The organism is Streptomyces sp. URMC 129, from assembly GCF_051386415.1.
In the GTDB taxonomy this organism is placed as follows: Bacteria; Actinomycetota; Actinomycetes; order Streptomycetales; family Streptomycetaceae; genus Streptomyces.
On the sequence record NZ_JBPQTQ010000101.1, the window covers coordinates 1 to 24,112 of the forward strand.

Below are 24,112 nucleotides of genomic sequence, written 5' to 3' on the forward strand. Positions count from 1 at the left end.
GACGTCGGCCGGGCGCGAGGTGGCGCGGGCGCAGGCGATCACGGGCAGCGAGGAGGTGGTCGTCGAGGACGGCGCGGGCGGCCTCGGCGACCTGCTGCTCGGTGAGCCTGCGGTAGCCGTCCGCGGTGAGCACGGCGAGCACCGGGTACAGGCGGCGGGCCGGGTCGGGGCCGCCGGTGGCGGTGTCCTCGTCGGCCGCGTCGTACAGGGCCTGGAGGGCGGCGGTGACGGCGTCGGCCTCGGTCATGCCGGGGCGGTAGAGCTTCTTCAGGGCGCTCCGGGCGAAGATCGAGCCGGAGCCGGTGGCGGCGAAGTCGCGCTCCTCGTGGTGGCCGCCGGTGACGTCGAAGGAGAAGATCCGGCCGCGTGCCGAGGCGAGGTCGTATCCGGCGAAGAGCGGCACGACGGCCAGGCCCCGCATGGCCAGCTCCAGGTTGTCCCGCAGCATGCTGGTCAGGCGGTTGGCCTTGCCGACGAGGGAGAGCGGCATGCCCTCGACCTTCTCGTAGTGCTCCAGCTCCAGCTGGAACAGCCGGACCATCTCCACGGCTATCCCCACGGTGCCGGAGATGCCGACGGCGGAGAACTCGTCGGCGGGGAACACCTTCTCGCCGTCGCGGTGGGAGATGAGGTTGCCCATCGTGAAGCGGCGGTCGCCCGCGAGCAGCACGCCGTCCGCGTACGCGACGGCGACGATGGTGGTGCCGTGCGGGAGGCCCAGGACGCCCCCGGTGGCGGGCAGCGCGCGCCGCGAGGGCAGGGCGTCGGGCGCGTGGCGGGTGAGGAAGTCGAGGAACGACGGCGGCCCGGGAGCCAGGAAACCGGGGGGCAGCGCGCCCCCGTCGGAGACGTCGGCGGACATGGCTCTCCCCTTCCCTTGCCGGTGCGGACACCGGGTGGTGAACTGCGCCCCATCGTAGGCGTATTGACGCCGTTGACCAGGGCGCCGCCGGACCGCCGCCACCGGACCGCCGCCGCCGGTCAGCCCCCGGCGGGCAGCCCGGCGAGGAGGTCGAGGAGCGCGGCGTTGACCTCCTCGGGCCGCTCCTGCTGGGTCCAGTGGCCGCAGCCGGGCAGGATCAGCGACCGGTGCGGTGCGGCGACGGCGCGGCCGACACCGGCCACCACCCGGTCGGCGCCGCCGCCGAAGGTCATGACGAGGTCGCGGTCGCCGGCCACGAACAGGGCGGGCACCCGGATCCGGGCGCCGCGGAAGACGGCCAGCAGCTCCCGGTTCCGGTCGATGTTGCGGTACCAGTTGAGGCCGCCGGTGAACGCGCGCTCGCCGTGCCGGGCGTACTCGCGGACGAAGACGGCGATGTCCTCCTCGGTGAGCCAGTCGGGCAGGCGCTCGGGCGGCGGGATGGTGGCCGCCAGCGGCATCCCGTCGGGGATGATCCAGGGCCGCGGCGGGTCGTTGAACGGGTTGTCGCCCGAGGCGGCGTACAGCACGCCGCGGAACACGGCCGCCGGGTCGGCCGCCATCTCGGCGTCCGCGACGCCCGGCGGCTGGAAGTAGAGCTGGTAGAAGCCGTCCCCGAACCGCTCGCGCAGGGCGTGCAGCGGCGGCGTCTCGCCGTAGGCGGGCGGCGGCACGCTCAGGCCCGCGACCGCCCGCACGACGTCGGGGCGGAGCAGGGCGGTGGCCCAGGCGACGGGGGCGCCCCAGTCGTGGCCGACGACCACGGCCCGCTCCTCGCCCAGCGCGTGGATCAGCCCGATCACGTCGCCGGCGAGGTGCGGCAGGGTGTAGGCGCCGATGTCCGCCGGCTGGTCGCTGCGGGCGTAGCCGCGCTGGTCCGGGGCGACGACCCGGTATCCGGCGGCGGCGAGCGGGGCGAACTGGTGGCGCCAGGAGTACCAGCACTCGGGGAAGCCGTGCAGCAGCAGGACGAGCGGCCCCTCGCCCTGCTCCGCGACGTGCAGGGCGAGTCCGCCGACGTCGACGGTGCGGTGGGTGATCGCGCCGAAGTCGGCGTGGTTTCCGGTCGTGTGGTGGGCAGTCATCACCGTGCTCCCTCGGATCGCCCCGGCCGGGCGGCGGGGTCGCGGCCCCCATCGTGGCGCGCCGGGTCCGGGCCGGGCCACGGCGGGGCGGGGGTGACGGGGATTACATGAGCGGGGCCCGTCCGAGGGGTGGCGCCTTTGTTACCTGCGGGTTACTCTGCTCATCGGAGCGGTACCCCGCTCAGGCGGTTTGGTGACGCAGCCGTCGAGAATGCCGTCGGTCCGGCATTCGCCGCACGACACCTCACGGCAGGGCCCCGGGACAGGGCCCGCCGCGGCTCTCGTCGACGTCGTCACCACCCCTGGAGTCCGTGATGGATCAGTCCGCCGCGCCCGCATACCCTCTTCTGCCCACCGTCGCCGTCGTCGGCCTCGGCACCATGGGCACCGGCATCGCCGAGGTCCTCGCCCGCTCGGGGCGTGACGTCATCGGCATCGACATCAGCGACACCGCCGCCCGCGAGGCCGTCGAGTCCCTGGAGACCTCCACCGCCAGGTCGGTGGAGAAGCAGCGGCTCACCGTGCAGCAGCGGCAGGACATCATCAAGCGCCTGCGGGTGTCCACCGATCTGCGCGCCGCCGCCGAGGCGGACCTGGTCATCGAGGTCGTCCCCGAGAACTACTCGCTCAAGCTGAGCGTCTTCACCGCGCTGGACGAGATCGTCAAGCCGACGGCCATCCTGGCCACCGGCACCAACGCGCTGCCCCTGACGAAGCTGGCCACCGAGACCGCGCACCCCGAGCGCGTCCTCGGCCTGCAGTTCTTCCACCCGGTGCAGGCGATGAAGCTGGTCGAGGTCGTCTCCTCGGTCCTCACCTCCCCCGAGGCCGTCGAGGCCGTCTCGCGGCTCGCCCGCGAGCTGGGCAAGGAGCCGCTGCCGGCCGGCGACCGCACCGGACTGGTCGCGGACGGCCTGCTGTTCGGCTACCTCAACCAGGCCGCCGCGATGTACGAGTCCCGCTACGCCACCCGCGACGACATCGACGCGGCGATGCGCCTGGGCTGCGGCCTGCCGATGGGCCCGCTCGCCGTCCTCGACCTGATCGGCATCGACACCGCCCGCACCGTGCTGGAGGCGATGTACGAGCGCACCGGCGACCGGCTGCACGCCCCGGCGCCGATCCTCGGCCAGCTCGCCGAGGCCGGGATGACCGGCCGCAAGGCGGGCCGCGGCTTTTACACGTACCAGGGCCGCGGCAGCGCGACCGTGGTGGCCGACGAGCAGACCGCGGGCGCCGAGGCCGCCACGGCCACGCCGCGCCAGGTGTCCAGCGTGGGCGTCGTCGGCTCGGGCACCATGGCCTCCGGCATCGTGGAGGTCTTCGCCAAGTCCGGGTACCCGGTCATCGTCGTCGCCCGCAGCCAGGAGAAGGCCGACACCGCGCGCGACCGGGTCGCCTCCTCCCTGGAGCGCTCGGTGAAGAAGGGCCGCCTGTCGGCCGAGGACCGCGACGCGACGCTGGCCCGGATCACCCCGGCCGCCTCGCTGGACGCGCTCTCCGGCGTCGACCTGGTGGTCGAGGCCATCGCGGAGGACCTGGCCGTCAAGCGGCAGCTCTTCGCCTCACTCGACCAGATCTGCCGCCCGGGCGCCGTCCTGGCGACGACCACCTCCTCGCTGCCCGTGATCGCCTGCGCCCGCGCCACCTCGCGCCCGGCCGACGTCATCGGCATGCACTTCTTCAACCCGGCCCCGGCCATGAAGCTGGTGGAGATCGTCCGCACGGTCCTGACCGCCGACGACGTGCACGCCACCGTCCGCGAGGTGTGCCGCACCGTCCGCAAACACCCGGTGGACTGCGGCGACCGGGCGGGCTTCATCGTCAACGCGCTGCTGTTCCCGTACCTCAACAACGCGGTGAAGATGGTCCAGGAGCACTACGCCACCCCCGAGGCGGTCGACACCGCGATGAAGCTGGGCGCGGGCTACCCCATGGGCCCCTTCGAACTCCTCGACGTGGTCGGCCTGGACGTCTCGCTGGCGATCGAGGACGTGCTGCACCGGGAGTTCCGGGACGCGTCGCTCGCCCCCGCCTCCCTGCTGCGCCAGCTCGTCGCCGCGGGCTGTCTGGGGCGCAAGACCGGGCGCGGCTTCCACGAGTACGCACGGCGCTGACCGGCGTGCTGCGCGTGAGCATCGGATGTGACGTATGCAGTACGTTCGCTCCATGGCCCAGCCCGTGAAGCCCGTCCGTCCGCAGACGTCATCCCAGCGCCTGAAGGTGCGCCGACTCCTGGCGTCGGCGGCGATGGAGCTCTTCGCGACGAAGGGCTACGAGGCCACCACCGTGGACGAGATCGCCGCCGCCGCCGGAGTCGCCCGGCGCACCTTCTTCCGGCATTTCCGGTCCAAGGAAGAGGCGATCTTCCCCGACCACGACGACACCCTGGTGCGTGCCGAGGCGGTGCTGGACGCGGCCCCGGCGCACGAGAACCCGATCGACACCGTGTGCCGGGGCATCAAGGAGGTCATGAAGATGTACGCGGCCTCCCCGGCCGTCTCGGTGCAGCGGTACCGGCTGACGCGGGAGGTCCCGGCGCTGCGGGAGCGGGAGATCGCTTCCGTCGCCCGGTACGAGCGGCTCTTCACCCGTTACCTGCTGGGCCAGTTCGACGAGAACTCGCACAACGGCGACGAGCCGCTGCTCGCCGAGGTGGCCGCCGCCGCGGTGGTCACCGCGCACAACCACGTGCTGCGGCGCTGGCTGCGCCGCGACGGCGAGGGCGACGTGGAGGCCGAGCTGGACCACGCGTTCGCCATCGTCCGGCGCACTTTCGGCGCCCTCCCGGCCATCGCGGCAGGCGCCCCGGCGGCCGTCGCCTCGGCCCAGGGCGAGGTCCTCGTCACGGTGGCGCGGACCGACGCGCCGCTGGACGAGGTCATGCGCACGATCGAACAGGCGCTGCGCCGCCGCTAGCCAGACCTTCGCGGTCAGCGAGACGCCGGGGCCTCGACGGCCCCGGCGGTCCGGGCGCCCCGCAGCCCGCTGCCCGCTGCCCGCCCTCAGCACACGCCGCCCACGCCGCGCGGCCCACCTGCCCGGAGGGCACAGCGCATGACGTCGCTCACATGCGCCCTCATCGCGGGCAAATGAGCGAAATTGTCGGCACTCAGTGTCTTGCCGACTGGCACAGCGTGCCATACCGTGAAACGCATCCACGGCGCTGTCCCACCGCACACCGCGGGCGCCGCGGATGCCTGCGTCACAGGCGGCTGCGTCACCCCCCGCAGCCCACAACCGCCGCCGGACCGACGGCAACAGCAGCAGTTCCCCATCTGTATCTGTCGTCCCTTTCCATGCGTTCGGAGGCACCCGTGAAAGAGATTTTGGACGCGATCAACGCGCTGGAGAGCTCGGACAGCACGACCGAGGACTTCGCCGCGCTGCCGCTCCCCGAGTCCTACCGCGCCGTGACGGTGCACAAGGACGAGGCCACCATGTTCGAGGGCCTGTCCACCCGCGATAAGGACCCGCGCCGCTCCCTGCACCTGGACGAGGTCCCGGTGCCCGAACTCGGCCCCGGCGAGGCGCTGGTCGCCGTCATGGCCAGCTCGGTCAACTACAACTCGGTGTGGACCTCGATCTTCGAGCCCGTGTCCACCTTCGGCTTCCTGGAGCGCTACGGAAGGCTGTCGCCGCTCACCAAGCGGCACGACCTGCCGTACCACATCATCGGTTCCGACCTGGCGGGCGTGGTGCTGCGCACCGGCCCCGGCGTCAACGCCTGGAAGCCGGGCGACGAGGTCGTCGCGCACTGTCTGTCGGTCGAGCTGGAGTCCGCCGACGGCCACAACGACACCATGCTCGACCCCCAGCAGCGCATCTGGGGCTTCGAGACCAACTTCGGCGGCCTGGCCGAGATCGCCCTGGTCAAGTCCAACCAGCTCATGCCCAAGCCCGGCCACCTCTCCTGGGAGGAGGCCGCCGCCCCCGGCCTGGTGAACTCCACCGCCTACCGGCAGCTCGTCTCCCGGAACGGCGCGGGCATGAAGCAGGGCGACAACGTCCTGATCTGGGGCGCCAGCGGCGGACTCGGCTCCTACGCCACCCAGTTCGCGCTGGCCGGCGGCGCCAACCCGATCTGTGTCGTCTCCAGCCCGCAGAAGGCCGAGATCTGCCGGAAGATGGGCGCCGAGGCGATCATCGACCGCAACGCCGAGGCCTACAAGTTCTGGAAGGACGAGCACAACCAGGACCCGCGCGAGTGGAAGCGCTTCGGCAGCCGGATCCGCGAGCTGACCGGCGGCGAGGACGTGGACATCGTCTTCGAGCACCCCGGCCGGGAGACCTTCGGCGCCAGCGTCTACGTCACCCGCAAGGGCGGCACCATCGTGACCTGCGCCTCCACCTCCGGCTACGAGCACGTCTACGACAACCGCTACCTGTGGATGAGCCTGAAGCGCATCATCGGCTCGCACTTCGCGAACTACCGCGAGGCGTGGGAGGCCAACCGCCTCATCGCCAAGGGCAAGATCCACCCGACGCTCTCCAAGACCTACACGCTGGAGCAGACCGGGCAGGCCACGTACGACGTGCACCGCAACCTCCACCAGGGCAAGGTCGGCGTCCTGTGCCTCGCCACCGCCGAGGGCCAGGGCGTCCGCGATCCCGAGACCCGCGCCAAGCACATCGACTCGATCAACCTCTTCCGGGGCGAGTGACATGAGCGCCAAACGGGACCGGCCGTGGCTGATGCGGACCTACGCCGGTCACTCCACCGCCGAGGCGTCCAACGAGCTGTACCGGCGCAACCTCGCCAAGGGCCAGACCGGTCTGTCGGTGGCGTTCGACCTGCCGACCCAGACCGGCTACGACCCGGACCACATCCTCGCCCGCGGCGAGGTCGGCCGGGTCGGGGTGCCCGTGGCGCACCTGGGAGACATGCGGAAGCTGTTCCAGGACATCCCCCTGGACCGCATGAACACCTCCATGACGATCAACGCCACCGCCATGTGGCTGCTCGCGCTCTACCGGACCGCGGCCGAGGAGCAGGGCGCCGACCCGGCCCTGCTCCAGGGCACGACGCAGAACGACATCGTCAAGGAGTACCTCTCGCGCGGGACGTACGTCTTCCCGCCCGAGCCGTCCCTGCGGCTGACGACGGACATGATCGCGTACACCGTGCACCACGTGCCGAAGTGGAACCCGATCAACATCTGCAGCTACCACCTCCAGGAGGCCGGGGCCACGCCGGTCCAGGAGATCGCCTACGCGATGTCCACCGCCATCGCGGTGCTGGACGCCGTGCGCGACTCCGGCCAGGTGGAGCAGGACCGGCTCGGTGACGTGGTCGCCCGCATCTCCTTCTTCGTCAACGCGGGCGTCCGCTTCGTCGAGGAGATGTGCAAGATGCGGGCGTTCACCCGCATCTGGGACAAGATCACGCGCGAGCGGTACGGCATCGCCGACCCCAAGCAGCGCCGGTTCCGCTACGGCGTGCAGGTCAACTCCCTCGGCCTGACCGAGGCCCAGCCGGAGAACAACGTCCAGCGCATCGTCCTGGAGATGCTGGCCGTCACCCTCTCCCGCGACGCCCGCGCCCGCGCCGTGCAGTTGCCGGCCTGGAACGAGGCGCTCGGCCTGCCGCGCCCCTGGGACCAGCAGTGGTCGCTGCGCATCCAGCAGGTGCTGGCCGAGGAGAGCGACCTGCTGGAGTACGACGACATCTTCACCGGCAGCCACGTCATCGAGGCCAGGACCGAGGAGCTGGTCCGCGACTCCCTGGCCGAGATGGCGCGGATCGAGGAGATGGGCGGCACGATGGCGGCCGTCGCCTCCGGCTACCTCAAGTCGGAACTGGTCGCCTCGCACGCCAGGCGGCGGGCCCGCATCGAGTCGGGCGAGGAGAAGATCGTGGGTGTCAACATCTACGAGTCGACCGAGCCCAGCCCGCTGACCGCCGATCTGGACACCGCGATCATGACCGTGGACCCCGATGTCGAGGCCCGGGTCATCGCGTCGGTCCAGGAGTGGCGCGCGGGCCGCGACGACGCCGCCGTCCGGCGCGCGCTGGACGAGCTGAAGCGGACCGCCGAGGGCGACGGCAACCTGATGATCCCGTCGCTGGCGTGCGCCCGCGCCGGGGTCACCACCGGCGAGTGGGCCGGGGCGCTGCGCGACGTCTTCGGCGAGTACCGCGCGCCGACCGGCGTCAGCGGCGCGCCCGTGGCCGTCCCGGCGGAGGAGACCGGCGGCGGCGAGCTGGCCGAGGTCCGCCGCCGGGCCGCCGCCACCGCCGCCGACCTGGGCGTCGGCCGGCTGCGGCTGCTGGTCGGCAAGCCCGGCCTCGACGGCCACAGCAACGGCGCGGAGCAGATCGCGGTGCGCGCCCGCGACGCCGGGTTCGAGGTGGTCTACCAGGGCATCCGGCTCACCCCGGAGCAGATCGTGTCGGCCGCCGTGGCCGAGGACGTGCACTGCGTGGGCCTGTCCATCCTCTCCGGCTCGCACGCCGAGCTGGTGCCCGACGTCCTGCGGCGGCTGCGCGACGCCGGCGCCGGGGACATCCCCGTCGTGGTGGGCGGCATCATCCCGTCCGCCGACGCCGCGGCGCTGCGCGCCGCCGGGGTGGCCGCCGTGTTCACCCCGAAGGACTTCGGGATCACCGGGATCATCGGCCGTATCGTCAACGAGATCCGCATCGCCCACAAGCTCGACCCCCTGGAGGTTCCCTCATGAGCACCAACCGGCTGCGCGCGCGGCGTTCCTGCCTGGCCGTTCCCGGGAGCAGCCCGCGCTTCCTGGAGAAGGCGCAGGGGCTGCCGGCCGACCAGGTCTTCCTCGACCTGGAGGACGCCTGCGCGCCGATCGCCAAGGAAGGCGCCCGGCACACGGTTGTGGAGGCGCTCAACGAGGGCGACTGGGGCGACAAGATCAAGGTCGTCCGGGTCAACGACTGGACCACGCACTGGACCTACCGCGACGTGATCACCGTGGTGGAGGGCGCCGGCCCGAACCTCGACTGCATCATGCTGCCCAAGGTGCAGGACGCCGAGCAGGTCAGGGCGCTGGACCTGCTGCTCACCCAGATCGAGAAGACCATGGGCTTCGAGGTCGGCCGCATCGGCATCGAGGCGCAGATCGAGAACGCCAAGGGCCTGATCAACGTCGACGCCATCGCGCAGGCCTCGCCGCGCCTGGAGACCATCATCTTCGGCCCGGCCGACTTCATGGCGTCGATCAACATGAAGTCCCTGGTCGTGGGCGAGCAGCCGCCGGGCTACCCGGCGGACGCCTACCACTACATCCTGATGCGGATCCTGATGGCGGCCCGCGCCAACGACCTCCAGGCCATCGACGGCCCCTACCTCCAGATCCGCAACGTCGACGGCTTCACCGACGTCGCCAAGCGGGCGGCGGCGCTGGGCTTCGACGGCAAGTGGGTGCTGCACCCCGGCCAGATCGACGCGGCGAACGAGGTGTTCTCCCCCAGCCAGGAGGACTACGACCACGCCGAACTGATCCTGGACGCCTACGACTACTTCACGTCCGCGGAGGGCGGTGCCAAGGGCTCGGCGATGCTCGGTGACGAGATGATCGACGAGGCCAGCCGCAAGATGGCCCTGGTCGTCGCGGGCAAGGGCCGCGCCGCCGGCCTCACCCGCACCAGCAAGTTCGAGCCGCCCGCCGCCTGAGGAGTCCGCACACCATGCAGTTCGGCCGCACCTACGAAGAGTTCACCGTCGGGGACGTGTACAAGCACTGGCCCGGCAAGACGGTGACCGAGTACGACGACCACCTGTTCTGTCTGCTCACCATGAACCACCACCCGTTGCACATGGACATCAACTACGCGGAGAAGACCACGGACTTCGGCCGCAACGTCGTCGTGGGCAACTACATCTACTCACTGCTGCTGGGCATGTCCGTGCCGGACGTCTCCGGCAAGGCGATCGCCAACCTGGAGATCGAGTCGCTCAAGCACGTGGCGCCGACCTTCCACGGCGACACCATCTACGGCGAGACGACCGTCCTGGACAAGACGCCGTCGAAGTCCCGGCCGGACCGGGGCATCGTGCACGTGGAGACCCGCGGCTACAAGCAGGACGGCACCCTGGTCTGCGTCTTCCGCCGCAAGGTGATGGTGCCGACCGCCACCTACATCAAGGAGCGCGGCGGCGAGCAGCCGGGCCGCCCCGAGCCGCGCGGGAAGGATTGAGATGGGCAGGCTGGCGCAGACCGACGGGCTGACCGAGGTCCAGCGGGAAATCCTTTCCACGGTCCGCACGTTCGTCGAGAAGGAGATCATCCCGGTCGCCACCGAGCTGGAGCACCGGGACGAGTACCCGACCGAGATCGTCGAGGGACTGAAGGACCTCGGGCTGTTCGGCCTGATGATCCCGGAGGAGTACGGCGGGCTCGGTGAGTCGCTGCTGACCTACGCGCTGTGCGTGGAGGAGATCGCCCGCGGCTGGATGAGCGTGTCGGGCATCATCAACACCCACTTCATCGTGGCGTACCTGCTGCTCCAGCACGGCACGCAGGAGCAGCGGGACCACTTCCTGCCGCGGATGGCGACCGGCGAGGTGCGCGGCGCGTTCTCCATGTCGGAGCCGGGCCTCGGCTCGGACGTGTCCGCCATCACCACCAAGGGCGTGCGCGACGGCGACGAGTACGTGCTCACCGGCCAGAAGATGTGGCTGACGAACGGCGGTTCGGCCAACCTGGTCGCGGTGCTGTGCCGCACCGACGAGGGCCTGCCCGAGGGCACCCCGCCGCACAAATCGCTCACCACGTTCCTGGTGGAGAAGGAGCCCGGCTTCGGCGAGGTCAGGCCGGGGCTCACCGTCCCCGGCAAGATCGACAAGATGGGCTACAAGGGCGTCGACACCACCGAGCTGATCCTCGACGGCCTGCGCGTGCCGGCCGACCGGGTGCTCGGCGGGACCACCGGCCGCGGCTTCTACCAGATGATGGACGGCGTCGAGGTCGGCCGCGTCAACGTGGCGGCCCGCGGCTGCGGCGTCGCGCAGCGGGCGTTCGAGCTGGGCATCGCCTACGCGCAGCAGCGGCAGACGTTCGGCAAGCCGATCGCGCAGCACCAGGCCATCCAGTTCAAGCTCGCCGAGATGGCCACCAAGGTCGAGGCGGCGCACGCGCTGATGGTCAAGGCGGCCAAGACCAAGGACGACGGCCGGCGCAACGACCTGGAGGCGGGGATGGCCAAGTACCTCGCCTCCGAGTACTGCAAGGAGGTCGTGGAGGACGCGTTCCGCATCCACGGCGGCTACGGCTTCTCCAAGGAGTACGAGATCGAGCGCCTGTACCGCGAGGCGCCGATGCTCCTCATCGGTGAGGGCACGGCCGAGATCCAGAAGATGATCGTCGGCCGCAGGCTCCTGGAGGAGTACAAGCTCCGCTCCTGAGGGCGGGCCCCCGCCCGGCGGGGAATCGAGGACCGGTCTGGCCCGGGGTGACGACACCCCCCGGGCCAGACGGATGTCCGGCCCCGAACGCACGGGGCGGCCGGGTGGTGGTCGGCGTGCCGCGCCGCCCGGCGGCTTCACCGTCCACCCGGCCAAGGTGGAGGAAGTCCTCGCCGGCCACCCCGACATCGCGGACGTCGCCGTCGTCGGCCTCCTTGGGGCCGAACGCGGCGGGGAGATCCGGGCCGTCGCGGTCCCCCGCCACGAGAACGCCGCCCCCGCCGCGATCATCACCTGGTCCCGCGAACGCCCGGCCCGCCACACGCAGCCCCGCCGCGCCGAAGTCGTCGGCTCCCTCCCCCGGACCCGAGCGTGAAGGTCCTCGAACGAGAACTCCGCCGCCGCTTCACCCCCGCGACGGAGGCGTGAGCGGCGGCGCGGGGCGCGAGCCGGGCTCAGGCCAGGCTGGTGCGGGCCTCCCTCAGGGACGTTTTCAGCAGGGACGCGCCCTCCTCGGCCTCGGCGACCGTCAGGGTCATCGGGGGTGCGATCCGCAGGGTGCTGCCGCCCGGGGGGCCGCCCCGGCCGAGGAGGAGGCCGTTCGCGCGGGCCGCCTCCAGGACCAGGGCCGCCGCGTCGGGGCAGGGCGCGTCGGTGCCGGGCGCCACCAGTTCGATGCCGATCATCAGGCCGCGTCCGCGCACCTCGCGGACCATGTCGAGACCGGCCGCCGCGCCGCGCAGCCGTTCCAGCAGCAGGCCGCCCACGCGGCGGGCGTTGCCCTGGAGGTCGTGCTCCAGCAGATAGCCCAGGTTGGCCAGGCCCGCCGCCATGGTGACGGGGGAGCCGCCGAACGTCGAGATCGAGTGCGCGTCCAGGCAGTTCATCACCTCGGCGCGCGCCACCACGCCGCCGATGGACATGCCGTTGCCGATGCCCTTGGCGAACGTGAGCATGTCCGGCGGCCCCTGGCCCGCGTGCGCCTGCCAGCCCCAGAAGTGGTCGCCGGTGCGGCCCCAGCCCGTCTGCACCTCGTCGCTGATCCACAGGATGCCCCGCTCGGCCAGCACCGCGCGGAACGCCGCGAACAGCCCGTCCGGTCCGGAGGTGAAGCCGCCGACGCCCTGGACGGGCTCCGCGATGAGGGCCGCCACGTTGCCCCGCGTCTGGTCCAGCAGGTCCCGCAGGTCCGCGACGCAGGCGGCGGTGAACTCCTCGTCGTCCAGCGCCGCGAACGGGCCGCGCGTGCGGACGCCGCCGTGCACGTACAGCGTGTGGAGCGGCGACAGACTCGTGGGCGACCAGGCCGCGTTGCCCGTGACGCCCAGCGCGGAGAACGACCTGCCGTGGTAGCCGTTGCGCATCGCCAGCACCTGGTTGGAGCCGCGGTAGGCGGTGGCCAGCAGCAGCGCCGTGTCGTTGGCCTCGGTGCCGGAGGTGGTGAAGAAGACCCGCGGGTCCGGGATGCCGGACAGGCGGGCGATCCGCTCGGCCAGTTCGACCATCGGCCGGTCGAGGTAGAGCGTCGAGGTGTGCAGGACGCGGCCGGCCTGCCCGGCGACCGCCTCGGTCACCTCGGGCAGCGCGTGGGCGGTCATCGTGGTGAGGATGCCGCCGAAGAAGTCGAGATAGCGGTTGCCCTCGGCGTCCCACACGTGGCGGCCCTCACCGTGGGTGATCTCGATGGGCTGCCGGTAGTAGAGGGTCAGCCAGTCCGGCAGCACGGCCCGGTGGCGGGCGAGCAGCGCCTCGTGCGGCCCGGGGGCGCCGGGCGGGCGCGTCACGGCCGCACCGGACGCGGGCAGGCGTCCGGGCGGGCGTCCGGGCCGACTTCCTCGACGGGGCCGAAGTCCAGGTCGCGCACGACGCGTTCCTCCTCGCTGTGGGCGGAATCCGAACCGTAGGAGCCGTCACACACCGTGGCAAGAGCGTGGACGTGACGTCGCGGATTCGATCATGTTTCTCCGGGTGAGCGGCGGTCCCGGACCTTGACCGAGGTGACGCGGACTCTCGTCGGCCGACCCGCGCGCGGGTAGATTCCCGGCCATGACCGACGACGCCCGCTCGCTCCTCGTCGCCGTGGCGGCCACGGCGATCACCGCGCTGCTGCTGGGCTGGTTCCTGCGGAGCTACCTGTCGGAGCGCTCGCTGCGCCGGCTCCAGTCCTTCTTCGGGCTGCCGGAGAACTCCGAATGCCTCCTGGTGGTCAGCCGCGACACGGGAACGGATGGCGCGATCGCGCGCAACGACGTCCTCGCGCTGCTGGAACTGTCCGCCGTGATCAGGAACTGCCGGGCCAACACCCAGCTCATATCCGGCGACAGCGCCCAGCAGGGCTTCGGGGAGCGCACCGAGTTCTGCGTCGGCGGGCCCGTCTCCAACCGCCGGATGGCCGCACACCTGCACGGCCTGCTGCCCGGCGTGGCGGTCGACACCGACGCCGAACCCGGCCCGGACCGGGACGCGTTCGTCATCGGCGGCGAGCGGTACCGGCTGGAGAGCGGCTCGGTCGAGTACGTGCTGCTGGCGCGGCTCACGGCCGGGCAGGAGGGCCGCCCGGTCTTCCTCGCCTGCGGCCAGCGGCCGATCGCCGCCCAGGCCGCCACGCGCTACCTGGCCCGGCACCACACCAGGCTGGCCCGCAAGCATGGCACTCGGGGCACTTTCTGCCTGCTGCTGAAGGTGGTCAACTCCCAGGCCTACGGTCCGGATGTGGTGGAGTTGGTCAAGGACGTGACACGCAGTGCCACAAGCTCGCACCCGAAGCTCACCACAAGTAAGGATCTCTGACGCCGTGTGACGTAGCCTGGGCTCGGGGATACCAGCGGAACGCACAGCCTGCGAAGGGAGACGCGGATGGGCGACGGCCGACCGGTGTACCAGCGGATCGCCGACGACCTGCGGCAGCAGATCGACGAGGGCATGCTCGTGGTGGGGGCGCGGATCCCGTCGCGCGCCGAGCTCAAGCGGACCTACAAGGCGAGCGATCAGACGGTGGACCGGGCGGTGCGGGTGCTGAAGGCCGCCGGGTATGCCATCGGCCAGTTCGGCCGGGGGGTGTTCGTCAGCGACCGGGCCCCGATAGGCGCCCTGGTGCGGTCCACGGACGCGGTGGACTCGCCGCTGGCCGCGACCATCAGCGTGCTCGGCTGCCCCCGCGGCGGGGAACCGGACCTCGCCTGGGAGGCGACCTCCACCACCACCGTCGCCCCGCCCGCCATCGCCGAGCGGCTGGGGGTCCGCGCGGGCGAGCGCGTGATGTGCACCCAGTACGAATACCTGGCCGATCGCCGCCCGCTCCAACTGGCCACAAGCTGGGAGCCGCTGGCCCTCACCGAGGGCACCGAGGTCGCGTTCCCCGAGCGCGGCCCCTACGCCCGGCGCGGCGTGCGCGGCCGGTTCGCGGCCATCGGCATCCGGATCGTGCACGCCAAGGAGGTCGTCAGCTCCCGCCCGGCGACCAGCCCGGAGGCCGAGGCGCTCGGCTGCGTCCCCGGGCAGTGCGTCACGGCCGTGGAGCGCACCCACTACGACGCCGACGACCGCCCGGTGGAGACCTCCGACACGGTGGTGCCCGGCGACCGCTGGCGGCTGGAGTACGCCATCACCTTCTGAACGCCCGCGCCGCCCACGCCCCTTCAGACCGCCTACGCCTCCGCGACCTCGGCGTAGACCTGGGACAGCTCGGGAGCGCCGGTGTCCGCCCACTCCTGGCCGGCGGCCACCACGTCGACCTCCCGCCCCGAGGCCATGATCACGATGGGCCGCCCGTCGGGCCCCGGGCCCCACCGCGCCCCGGGAACGGTCCGCACGATGACGGTGCCCAGGTACAGGCCCGCGTCGTTGGCCAGCCAGGGCAGCTCCTCCGGGTCGTCCCGCCAGCGCGGCAGGAGCTGGTCCAGGGCCTCCAGGGAGACCGGGCTGTCACCGAGGACCACACCGGCCCGCAGCGCGCGGTCGCGCAGCAGATCGCACTCCGACAGGAGCTGGGCCACCCCTTCGGGATCCGACCAGGCACCGGTCGCTGTCGCGGCGGGCCTCTTGCGCCAGTTGTCCAGGAAAGGGATGTTCATGGGCCCAAGGGTCCCATCTCCGCACCTCCCGGCACCACAGGGCGCGCGCCCCCGCGTCAGCGCGGGTCCAGGTCCACCACCACCGGAGCGTGGTCGGAGGCGCCCTTCCCCTTGCGCTCCTCCCGGTCCACGTACGCGTCCTTGACCACGCCGGCGAACGCGCCGTTGCCGTAGACCAGGTCGATGCGCATGCCCCGGTTCTTCGGGAAGCAGAGCTGCCGGTAGTCCCAGTACGTGAACGGGTGGTCGTACTTCAGCGGGCGCGGCACGACATCCGTCAGGCCCGCCTCGCGCAGCGCCGCCAGCGCGGCCCGCTCCACGTCCGTCACATGGGTGGCGCCCTCGAACTGCGCTATGTCGAACACGTCCTCGTCCGCCGGCGCCACGTTGAAGTCACCAAGCACCGCGAACGGCCGCTCGCCCGCCGCGTCCTGGGCCACCGTGTCGCGCAGCGCGGACAGCCACCGCAGCTTGTACGCGAAGTGCGGGTGCCCGACCTCCCGGCCGTTCGGCACGTAGACCGACCAGACCCGCACCCCGTCGCACGTCGCGCCGACCGCCCGCGGCTCGGCCTTGCCGTCGAACTCCGGGCCGCCGTCCAGCCCGCGCGCCACCTCCGCCAGGCCGACCCGCGACAGGACGGCCACCCCGTTCCACCGGCCGTCAGCGTGCACCGCCGCCTCGTACCCCGCCTCGCGCAGCCGGTCGGCGGGGAACGCCGCCTCGTCGCACTTCAGCTCCTGCAGGCAGAGCACGTCCGTGCCGCTGCGCTCCAGCCAGGACAGCAGCCGGTCGACGCGGACGGTGATCGAGTTGATGTTCCAGGTGGCGATGCGCATGACGGCTCTCTCGGACGGGGGGCGGCAGGGGCGGGGTGGACGGGGTGGACGGGCTCAGACGGTGGTGGACTCGCCGGGGACGAGCCGGGCGTACGCGGTGTCCCCGATGCCGGGCCCCTGCGGGCCCAGGTTCCGCCCGTAGACGAGGTGGCCGATGTCGGACAGCAGCCCGTCGTGCACCGCCACGGCGCGCCCGGGGCCGACCTCGCGGACGTAGTCCACGATCTCGGAGAACTTGTTCCACGGGGCGTGCACCGGCAGCATCAGCGTCCCCACCGGGCGGCCCGGCACGGTCAGCGCGTCCCCCGGGTGGAAGACGTCGCCGTCCACCACGAAGCCGACGTTGGTGACGCGCGGCAGGTCCGGGTGGATCACCGCGTGCAGCTCGCCGTGCACCTCCACCTCGAATCCGGCGGCGGTGAACACGTCGCCCGCGCCCACCGTGTGCACCCGCCCGGGGAAGGCGGCGGACACCTGGTCCGCCACGCTCGCCAGGGTCCACAGCTCGCACGCCGGGTTCGCCTCCAGGGCGGCCCGCAGCCGCCCCTCGTCGAAGTGGTCCACATGCTCGTGCGTCACGAGCAGGGCGTCCGCGCCGGCCGCCGCGTCCTCCTCGCTGAACGCCCCCGGGTCGATGACGAGGGTGCGCCCCTCCTTGGTCAGCCGGACGCAGGCGTGGCCCTTCTTGGTCAGCTCCATGCGGGCCATTCTGCTACGCCCCACCGACAACCGGTCGGCCCCGCCCGTTGTGCGGGCGCACACCCCGGGCGGCACGAAGGCTCCCGGTGCGCGGCCGGGCAGCGCGGGCTCACCGCCGCGGAGCAGCGGATCGGGCCCACCGACGAGGACCTGACGGCGCAGGTCACGGCACCGGCGCGGGAGAACGGGTCCGCGATCGTGGTCAGCGCCGGCCCGCGCCAGGCGGCCTCGGCGGCGGGCGTCGCCGCGGCGTGCGGCCCGGAGGTGCCGATCACCGGGAACAGCCCGGCGTTCGCGCCGCGGCTCCCGGAGACCGGCACGGCGCCCGCGCTGCGGCCTCCCACCACGTCGCCTCGCCCGGCCTGCCGATCGGCGCGGACGACGCCGCCGTTCCGGCCCCGCCGAGGCGCACACCGCCGCGTACCCGGACTCGCTGCCCGCCAACGGCGTGGTGGCCGGGTACGACGCCGTCGCGCCGGCCGGGCGGGCGATCGGGGCGGCCTGCGAGGCGCGGGTGACCTCACCCGGCAGGGCGTGGCGGACGCCATGGCGACGCTGACGGCCGAGGACGACGGCTTCGGCACCGTGCACGACCTCTCCGACCCGGCGAACCCGTCCCCGCGGGAGAGCCGCATCCTCCGGCCGGAACGCGCCGGTGCCCGGCGGCCTGGTGGTCGGGCAGGAGGCGGCGGCGTGCTTCCGCGCGGGGAGCGACCCGCGGCGTTCCGTGACGTGACGAAGGCCGGGGCCCGAGCACCTGACGTGCTCGGGCCCCGGCTCGTCGTCCGTCGGGTTCGTCAGGGCCGGGCCGCGTCGGCCCGTGCCTCGCGCCGGTTGTCCCGGAAGGCGTAGACCCGGCGGACCATCGCGAAGAGCGGGATCACCGCGCCCAGCACGAGCTGGAGCGAGCAGCCCGTCTGGAGCATCAGCTCCCCGCCGGGCGCGTCGAAGGCCCAGGCGGTGAGCAGGGCCATGCTGAGAACGATCCAGCTCAGCATGGCGACCGCGAGGGTGCCGCGCGGCTTGGGGTACTCGACGCGGCTGACCATGAGCCAGGCGACGCCGAGGATGGCGAGCAGCGTCGGCGTGAAAGGCAGCTCCAGCAGCACGATGGACACCACTGTGAGGGCCCCGAAGGGGCTCGGCATGCCCTGGAACACGCCGTGCGGCATGGTCACGCACGAGAATCTGGCCAGCCGCAGCACCACCGCCAGCAGCACCGTGATCGCGGCCAGCGCGGACAGCGGTTCGTGGATGTCCCCGGCGACCATCCCCCACACCAGGACGAAGTAGGCGGGGGCCAGACCGAAGCTGATCAGGTCCGAGAGGTTGTCCAGCTCGGCGCCCATGGCGGAGCTGCGCAGCTTGCGCGCCACCAGGCCGTCGAAGAGGTCGAACACGGAGGCGAGCAGCATCAGCAGCACGGCCGTGGCCGCGTTGTTCCGCACGACGCCGACGTCGCCCTGGTCCAGCAGATGAGGGATGAGCACGCCGGTGGTGGTGAAGTACACCGCGAGGAACCCGCAGGTGGCGTTGGAGAGCGTCAGGGTGTCCGCTATCGACAGCCGCATGGACAGCGGCAGGCCGTCGGGCTCCTCGTCGTCCTCGGCGGCCCAGGAGACCGTGCTCTTCCGGTCAATCACGGTCAAGTCGGGTCACTCCCGCGGTCGTGCGCTGGCCGACCTCGACCGCGGGCTCGATGCCTTCGGGGAGGTAGACGTCGACACGCGAGCCGAAGCGGATCAGCCCGACCCGGTCACCCTGCTCGACCTTGCAGCCCTGGGGGACGTACGGCACGATGCGGCGGGCCACCGCGCCGGCGATCTGGATCATCTCCACGTCGCCGAGCTCGCTGTCGAAGCGCCACACGACCCGCTCGTTGTTCTCGCTCTCCTTGTTGAACGCCGGGACGTACCCGCCGGGGATGTGTTCGACGGAGGCGACCGTCCCGGCCACGGGGGCGCGGTTGACGTGGACGTTCAGCGGGCTCATGAAGATCGCCACCCGGATGCGCCCGTCGGGCCACGGCATGATGCTCTGCACCACGCCGTCGGCCGGGGAGATCACCCGGCCCTGGCCGATCTCCCGCTCGGGGTCGCGGAAGAACCAGAGCATGCCGGCGGCCAGCGCGGTGGTGGGGACGGCGACCGCGGCCCAGCCGGCGGACTTGCGCGCCTTCACCAGGCCGGCCGCGGCGGCGACCGCCGCGGGCACCAGCCAGGGCGACGCACCGCGCGCCAGGCGCACCCGGCCGCCGGGGAGCGGGATTGAGCGGTGAGGCATGGGACCTTACCTTCGTCAGCGGGGGAAGCCGCGCCTTCCCTTCCGAAGCGGAGCGGCTGCGTCGATGCTATAGGTTTCGGGCCGCAACTCGGCAAGCCAGCGGCCCATTCGACGTGATAAGTGGCACCCGGCGCGCGTGCCGCGGGTGGCGTTCGCCCGCCGATGAGCAGACTCCCGTTTGCGGTGTTCCCCGCCCTGGCCTTGCATGGTCTCCCAGGGGGTCGTGCGGGCCGTGCGGAGGAGGCGACCGGGATGAGTGCCGAGCGGCACCGCGCCGCCGCCCGCGCCGTGGGCCTTCTCCTGACCGGCTGCGCCCTCTGCCTCGCCGGGTGCGGCGCGGCGGACGACGACGGCGCCGGTGGCGCCGGTGACGGCTTCACCGTCGGCCTGCTGCTGCCGGAGAACCAGACCCCGCGCTACGAGACGTCCGACCGGCCGCTGATCGAGGAGGAAATCAGGAGGCTGTGCCCCGCCTGCTCGGTGGAGTACGCCAACGCCCGGGACGATCCGCTGGTACAGCACCAGCAGGTGAACGCCATGATCAGCAACGGGGTCGAGGTGCTCATCCTCGACGCCGTCGAGCCCGGCGCCCTGCGCGCCGCGGTGGAGGCGGCCGAGGCCGCGGGCATTCCCGTGATCGCCTACGACCGCCCGGTGGAAGGCCCGGTCACGGCCATGGTCAGCTTCGACGCATCCATCACCGTCGCCCTCCAGGCGCGGATGCTCGCCGAGGCCCTCGGTGACCGGCTGGACGGCGCCCGGATCGTCCGGGTGGAGGGCCCGCTGATCCTGGCGGACATCACGGGCTCGGAGCTTGCCGAGCGGGCGAGGATCAGCATGTACCAGGCACCCGCGTGGAACGCGGAGAACGCCTACGCGATCACGACCGGCGCCATCGCGGCCCACGGGCCGGAGAACATCGACGGCGTGCTGGCCGCCACCGACATCCTCGCGGCGGGAGTCATCCCGGCACTGCGCGACGCGGGCCTTGGCCGGCTGCCGCCCGTCACCGGCCAGGACGCGACGCTGGGGGCCGTGCGGAGCATCGTCGAGGGCGAGCAGTACTTGACGATCTATAAGCCGTTCGGGCGGCAGGCGGCAGCCGCCGCCGAGGTGGCCGTGTCCCTCGGGCGCGGCCAGGGCCTGCCCGGCTTCCTGGACGACGGCTTCGACACCGCGACCCGGAAGGACATCCCCGCCCTGCTGCTCACCCCCGTCGCCGTGACGGCCGACAACGTGAAGGAGACGATCGTCGCGGACGGCTTCTACACGGTGGACGAGATCTGCACCCCCGCCTACCGCCGCGCCTGCGCGCGGGTCGGCCTGATCGAGGAGTGAGAGGAGTGAGGAGTGAGGAGAAGCGAGACGATGACACGGCACGATCGCACCGGCCCTCTGCTCAGCCTGCGCGGCGTCACCAAGCGGTTCGGTGCCGTGCGGGCGATCACGGACATCGAGCTGGACGTCGGCGCGGGCGAGATCCTCGCCCTGATGGGCCAGGGCGGCTCCGGCCGGTCCACCGTGGTGAACGTCGTCTCGGGTGTGGCCCCGGCCGACCGGGGGGTCATCCGGTGGGAGGGCCGTGAGGCCACGATCCGGCGCCCCCGCGACGCCCAGCGGCTGGGCATCGCCACCGTCCACCAGGACTCCGCGCTGTGCGACCACCTGAACGTCGTCGGCAACGTCTTCCTGGGCCGCGAGCTGCGCCGGGGCCCGCTCCTGGACGAGGCGGCGATGGGGCAGCGTGTCCACGAGCTGCTGGACCGGCTCGGTCTGCCCCTGCCGAACATGCGGGCCCGGGTCGGCTCGCTGCCGGGCAGCCAGCGGCAGACCGTCGCCATCGCCCGCGCGCTCCTGGAGGAGCCCCGGCTGCTGCTCCTCGACGAGCCGACCGCCGGCCTGTCCGCGCGGCAGGCCGTCCGCTTCCTCGACCTCGTGGAAAAGCTCCGCGACCGGGGCGTCGCGATCCTCCTGGTCAGCGACAACCTGGGAGACGTCAAGGCCGTCGCGGACCGCGTGGAGGTGCTGCTGCTGGGCCGCAACAACGGCTCGTTCGACGTCGGCACCGCCACGCAGGAACAGCTCTACTCCGCGATGACCGGCGCCACCGACAACACGCGGCTCCGCCGACCCGCCGACCCGGCCGGGGCGGGGCGGTGAGGGGCGCCGTGGCGGGCCTCGCCCGCTACACCGCCGAGGCCCGGGCGCGGCTCCGGCGCGGTGAGCCGGGTCCGGGCCTGGCGGTGCTGGGGATCGTGCTGATCGTCGTCGTCTTCCAGGGCCTGAACGGGAACTACCTGTCCGGGCGCAACCTGTCGAACCTCAGCATCGACATGGTCGGCGTCGGGTTGATCGGGACCGGGCTGGTCTTCGTGCTGCTCCTCGGGGAGATCGACCTGGCGGCGGGGTCGGTCAGCGGCCTGGCGGCGGCGGTGTTCGCCGTGCTGAACGTCGACCACGGCATGCCGGAGTGGCTGGCGGTACTGGTGGCGCTGCTCGGCGGCGCCGCCATGGGCACGGTGCACGGGCTGCTCTTCGCCCTGGTCGGCATCCCCGCGTTCGCGGTCACGCTGGCGGGCTTCCTCGGCTGGCACGGCCTGATGGTGTGGGTCCTGGGCCGCACGGGCAGCGTGACGTTCGACGGGGACGGCCTGGTCGCCACGCTGACCAACCACTACCTCCCCGAGGGCACGGCCTACGGGCTCGCCGTGCTGGCCTCGGCCGGGTTCCTCTTCTCCCTCCTGCAGAACGCGCGCCGCGACCGTGCCTCGGGCGCGCCGTTCCGCCCGCCCGGCGAGATCGTCGCCCACACGGCTGTCTTCACTGCCCTGGCCCTGCTCGCCGCCCATGTGCTCGCCACCTTCCGGGGCCTGCCACTGGCCCTGCTGATCTTCCTCGCGGTCGTCGGCGGCCTGGACTACCTGCTGCGCCGTACGCCCTTCGGCCGGTGGATCCTCGCCGTGGGCGACGACGCGGAGGCGGCCCGCCGGGCGGGGATCAACGTCATGGCCACCCGCGTCTCCGTCTTCCTGATCTCCGGCACCCTGGCGGCGGTGGGCGGCCTGTTCCTGGCCTCCCCGGTCGCCTCGGTGAGCCAGATGTCCGGCTCCGGCCTGGTCGTCATCTCCGCCATCGCCGCCGCGGTGATCGGCGGCACCAGCCTCTTCGGCGGCCGGGGCCGCCCGTGGTCGGTGCTGCTGGGCATGCTGGTGATCCAGTCGGTCGCCTCCGGCATGGCCATCCTGGGCATCCAGGCGGCCGTCCAGTACATGATCATCACCTGCGTCCTGCTCGCCGCGGTCGCGATCGACTCGGTCTCCCGCCGGCTCCAGGCGACGTACGGCGGGAGCTGAGGGTCACGCGCCGGGCCGGTTCGAGTGGCGGTCGAATCCGCTGAGCTGGTTCGCTTCCGCGCGGCTCCGGATCTTGATGCCCGCGTCGCGCAGCCATGCGTTCACCGCGTATTCCGAGACGCCGAGATCGCGGGCGATGCGTGCCACGGACCGGCGTTGCACGGAATAGCGGCGCCTGACGGCCGGGGAGCCTTGGACATCCCGTGGCACCTCCTCGGCGGAGACGGCAGGTGGCCGGGGCCGCAGGTGGCGCACGACTTGCCCTCCGGGGTCCCCGTGAGCCGCGGGTGGCGGCAGTGCGCCATCGGCGCGGCCCTCCGCGCAGCAGGCCGCAGCGGAACCAGACGACCTTCGCCCAGGGGGCCTCGGCGGACCCGAAGCCGAACCGCGGGTCTCCGACCATCTGTTGAAGCAACCACAGGCCGCGTCCCGGCTCATCGCTGTAGATGGCCGTCAGTAGGTGTGGTGGTTCGAGATGCATGCCGGACATCGTCACTTCCCGAGCAGCGAGAGCATGGCCGTAAGCTGTCGGCTGTTGGGCACGAAAGCGGTCACGAGATCACCGGACGTGCGATCGAACTGCACGGCGAACCATTCGCAGGACACCGGGACAACCCATCCGAAGGCGCTCTCAATAGCATCGATTAGCCGAATCGGGCATCGGCTCGTCGAACTCGGTGTCACTCCTGAGGCGCTGGATCAGTTCTCGCCCCATCACGCCCTTCTGGACAGCCCGATACAGCACGATCCCCCGCAGTCCGTCCGGAGCGTCCCATCTCCACCGGCTACCCCTCATACCCGGGTCAACAGCCAACTCCCCCCACTGGATACGGTCTACTTCTCGACCTCACTGATGAGCATCCAAGCTGTTCCGCGTTCGGCAGGATTAATGAATTCACTGAGATACAGCTCCGTATCTTCCTGCAAGTCATCCGACGGGAGCCACAGCGACTCGCATTCCGGGCACAGCCAGAAAGTCTGCTGTGTATCATTTCTGCGATAGAGGCGCAGCCAGTCCTGTCCGCAATGAGGGCAAGCCACTCGTTCCATCACGGCCAGCTCCTCGGGAAAGCGGTAATTACTTCGTTGCCATGTTCCACGGTGATGGAAATGAATTCCTCTCCTGGATTGTAGCCTACCTGCCGATTCATCGGAACAATGTAAGTCGTACGCGCCCCCTGGTCTCTGACGGATACGGCGAGGTCACGCTGAAGCCAGGCCTCGTCAACAGTTTCCAGGATTCCTTGCCGACCGGTGTCAAATACTCCATGGGCTGGCTTGCTCGTGTTTTCGTACGCATGCTCCATCACATGAGTAATTCGGTGACTTCCAGAATCCGGGCCGTATTGGATTGGACCATAGTCGAGCCCTCCGGGCGTCCGATACCAGCCATCCCCGAGATCCTGTAGCTCGTAAGGCCCGTAAGGTGCCAGGCCCAAGGGGTCGGTCCAGGTGTGGGGGTTGTGGACGTAGGTGACTGGGTTGGGGGC

Annotated in this window: 25 protein-coding genes; 13 read left to right on the forward strand and 12 right to left on the reverse strand. The window is 71.9% G+C overall.

Features of this window, described 5'->3' with window-relative positions:
• Both prcB and ACSNOC_RS19995 read right to left on the reverse strand, forming a co-directional pair.
• The coding region (gene prcB / locus ACSNOC_RS19990; RefSeq protein WP_436748872.1) for a proteasome subunit beta at nucleotides 1-862 on the reverse strand (862 nt) is incomplete at its 3' end.
• A gap of 119 nt (nucleotides 863-981) precedes the next feature.
• Nucleotides 982-2,007 carry an alpha/beta fold hydrolase gene (locus ACSNOC_RS19995; protein WP_436748873.1) on the reverse strand — a complete coding sequence of 342 codons (1,026 nt, stop codon included), beginning with the start codon at nucleotides 2,005-2,007 and terminating at the stop codon, nucleotides 982-984.
• A 314-nt stretch (nucleotides 2,008-2,321) separates the two neighbouring features.
• Here ACSNOC_RS19995 and ACSNOC_RS20000 point away from each other — a divergent pair, with 314 nt between their 5' ends.
• From ACSNOC_RS20000 to ACSNOC_RS20035, 8 genes are all read left to right on the forward strand, one after another.
• Nucleotides 2,322-4,124, forward strand: a complete 1,803-nt coding sequence (locus tag ACSNOC_RS20000; protein WP_436748874.1) for a 3-hydroxyacyl-CoA dehydrogenase family protein — start codon at nucleotides 2,322-2,324, stop codon at nucleotides 4,122-4,124.
• Between the two features lie 34 nt (nucleotides 4,125-4,158).
• Nucleotides 4,159-4,926 carry a TetR family transcriptional regulator gene (locus ACSNOC_RS20005; RefSeq protein WP_436748875.1) on the forward strand — a complete coding sequence of 256 codons (768 nt, stop codon included), beginning with the start codon at nucleotides 4,159-4,161 and terminating at the stop codon, nucleotides 4,924-4,926.
• A gap of 398 nt (nucleotides 4,927-5,324) precedes the next feature.
• Nucleotides 5,325-6,671: a crotonyl-CoA carboxylase/reductase gene (gene ccrA, locus ACSNOC_RS20010; RefSeq protein WP_436748876.1), complete on the forward strand. Its 1,347-nt coding sequence runs from the start codon at nucleotides 5,325-5,327 to the stop codon at nucleotides 6,669-6,671.
• 1 nt (nucleotide 6,672) lies between these two features.
• Entirely contained in the window at nucleotides 6,673-8,688 is a 2,016-nt protein-coding gene (locus ACSNOC_RS20015) for a protein meaA (RefSeq protein WP_436748877.1), read from the forward strand.
• A complete protein-coding gene (locus ACSNOC_RS20020) occupies nucleotides 8,685-9,644 on the forward strand; it encodes an HpcH/HpaI aldolase/citrate lyase family protein (RefSeq protein WP_436748878.1) in 960 nt (319 codons plus the stop codon). Before ACSNOC_RS20015 ends, ACSNOC_RS20020 begins: the two co-directional genes overlap by 4 nt.
• A gap of 14 nt (nucleotides 9,645-9,658) precedes the next feature.
• Nucleotides 9,659-10,168 (forward strand): MaoC family dehydratase, encoded by a 510-nt coding sequence (locus ACSNOC_RS20025; RefSeq protein WP_436748879.1) that lies wholly within the window; start codon nucleotides 9,659-9,661, stop codon nucleotides 10,166-10,168.
• A 1-nt stretch (nucleotide 10,169) separates the two neighbouring features.
• The gene (locus ACSNOC_RS20030) at nucleotides 10,170-11,375 is read left to right on the forward strand and encodes an acyl-CoA dehydrogenase family protein (protein ID WP_436748880.1); all 1,206 of its coding nucleotides are present in this window, start codon (nucleotides 10,170-10,172) and stop codon (nucleotides 11,373-11,375) included.
• Between the two features lie 73 nt (nucleotides 11,376-11,448).
• Entirely contained in the window at nucleotides 11,449-11,751 is a 303-nt protein-coding gene (locus tag ACSNOC_RS20035; protein WP_436748881.1) for an AMP-binding enzyme, read from the forward strand.
• Nucleotides 11,752-11,830: 79 nt separating this feature from the next.
• On the opposite strand, the gene ACSNOC_RS20040 is transcribed toward ACSNOC_RS20035, so the two are convergent.
• The gene (locus ACSNOC_RS20040) at nucleotides 11,831-13,159 is read right to left on the reverse strand and encodes an aspartate aminotransferase family protein (RefSeq protein ID WP_436748882.1); all 1,329 of its coding nucleotides are present in this window, start codon (nucleotides 13,157-13,159) and stop codon (nucleotides 11,831-11,833) included.
• On the reverse strand, nucleotides 13,156-13,293 hold the full coding sequence (locus ACSNOC_RS20045; RefSeq protein WP_436748883.1) for a hypothetical protein: 138 nt from the start codon (nucleotides 13,291-13,293) through the stop codon (nucleotides 13,156-13,158). The genes ACSNOC_RS20040 and ACSNOC_RS20045 overlap by 4 nt, the downstream gene beginning before the upstream one ends.
• A gap of 128 nt (nucleotides 13,294-13,421) precedes the next feature.
• Between ACSNOC_RS20045 and ACSNOC_RS20050 the strand changes: the two genes are divergently transcribed.
• Entirely contained in the window at nucleotides 13,422-14,165 is a 744-nt protein-coding gene (locus ACSNOC_RS20050; protein ID WP_436748884.1) for a hypothetical protein, read from the forward strand.
• Between the two features lie 66 nt (nucleotides 14,166-14,231).
• On the forward strand, nucleotides 14,232-14,990 hold the full coding sequence (locus ACSNOC_RS20055) for a GntR family transcriptional regulator (protein ID WP_436748885.1): 759 nt from the start codon (nucleotides 14,232-14,234) through the stop codon (nucleotides 14,988-14,990).
• 32 nt (nucleotides 14,991-15,022) lie between these two features.
• Here ACSNOC_RS20055 and ACSNOC_RS20060 read toward each other — a convergent pair whose 3' ends face one another.
• The 5 genes from ACSNOC_RS20060 to ACSNOC_RS20080 all read right to left on the reverse strand — a co-directional run bounded on the left by ACSNOC_RS20060 (nucleotide 15,023) and on the right by ACSNOC_RS20080 (nucleotide 19,269).
• Nucleotides 15,023-15,448 carry a DUF6278 family protein gene (locus tag ACSNOC_RS20060; protein ID WP_436748886.1) on the reverse strand — a complete coding sequence of 142 codons (426 nt, stop codon included), beginning with the start codon at nucleotides 15,446-15,448 and terminating at the stop codon, nucleotides 15,023-15,025.
• A gap of 56 nt (nucleotides 15,449-15,504) precedes the next feature.
• Nucleotides 15,505-16,287, reverse strand: a complete 783-nt coding sequence (locus ACSNOC_RS20065; RefSeq protein WP_436748887.1) for an exodeoxyribonuclease III — start codon at nucleotides 16,285-16,287, stop codon at nucleotides 15,505-15,507.
• Between the two features lie 54 nt (nucleotides 16,288-16,341).
• Nucleotides 16,342-16,986, reverse strand: a complete 645-nt coding sequence (locus ACSNOC_RS20070; protein WP_436748888.1) for an MBL fold metallo-hydrolase — start codon at nucleotides 16,984-16,986, stop codon at nucleotides 16,342-16,344.
• 797 nt (nucleotides 16,987-17,783) lie between these two features.
• Entirely contained in the window at nucleotides 17,784-18,635 is an 852-nt protein-coding gene (gene pssA / locus ACSNOC_RS20075) for a CDP-diacylglycerol--serine O-phosphatidyltransferase (protein WP_436748889.1), read from the reverse strand.
• Entirely contained in the window at nucleotides 18,622-19,269 is a 648-nt protein-coding gene (locus ACSNOC_RS20080; RefSeq protein ID WP_436748890.1) for a phosphatidylserine decarboxylase, read from the reverse strand. Before ACSNOC_RS20080 ends, pssA begins: the two co-directional genes overlap by 14 nt.
• Nucleotides 19,270-19,521: 252 nt before the next feature.
• On the opposite strand from ACSNOC_RS20080, the gene ACSNOC_RS20085 reads away from it, so the two are divergent.
• The 3 genes from ACSNOC_RS20085 to ACSNOC_RS20095 are packed head-to-tail and all read left to right on the forward strand — an operon-like array spanning nucleotide 19,522 to nucleotide 22,622.
• On the forward strand, nucleotides 19,522-20,607 hold the full coding sequence (locus ACSNOC_RS20085; RefSeq protein ID WP_436748891.1) for a substrate-binding domain-containing protein: 1,086 nt from the start codon (nucleotides 19,522-19,524) through the stop codon (nucleotides 20,605-20,607).
• A gap of 30 nt (nucleotides 20,608-20,637) precedes the next feature.
• Entirely contained in the window at nucleotides 20,638-21,429 is a 792-nt protein-coding gene (locus ACSNOC_RS20090) for an ATP-binding cassette domain-containing protein (protein WP_436748892.1), read from the forward strand.
• Between the two features lie 8 nt (nucleotides 21,430-21,437).
• Complete coding sequence (locus ACSNOC_RS20095) at nucleotides 21,438-22,622, forward strand: sugar ABC transporter permease (protein WP_436748893.1); 1,185 nt, start codon at nucleotides 21,438-21,440, stop codon at nucleotides 22,620-22,622.
• Nucleotides 22,623-22,625: 3 nt separating this feature from the next.
• Here the strand turns inward: ACSNOC_RS20095 and ACSNOC_RS20100 are convergent, their stop codons facing one another.
• The 3 genes from ACSNOC_RS20100 to ACSNOC_RS20110 form a co-directional block, all read right to left on the reverse strand.
• Nucleotides 22,626-22,769 carry a hypothetical protein gene (locus ACSNOC_RS20100; RefSeq protein WP_436748894.1) on the reverse strand — a complete coding sequence of 48 codons (144 nt, stop codon included), beginning with the start codon at nucleotides 22,767-22,769 and terminating at the stop codon, nucleotides 22,626-22,628.
• Between the two features lie 687 nt (nucleotides 22,770-23,456).
• Nucleotides 23,457-23,675 carry a hypothetical protein gene (locus ACSNOC_RS20105; protein ID WP_436748895.1) on the reverse strand — a complete coding sequence of 73 codons (219 nt, stop codon included), beginning with the start codon at nucleotides 23,673-23,675 and terminating at the stop codon, nucleotides 23,457-23,459.
• Nucleotides 23,672-24,112: hypothetical protein (locus ACSNOC_RS20110; protein WP_436748896.1), on the reverse strand; the 441-nt coding region annotated here is incomplete at its 5' end. The genes ACSNOC_RS20110 and ACSNOC_RS20105, both read right to left, overlap by 4 nt.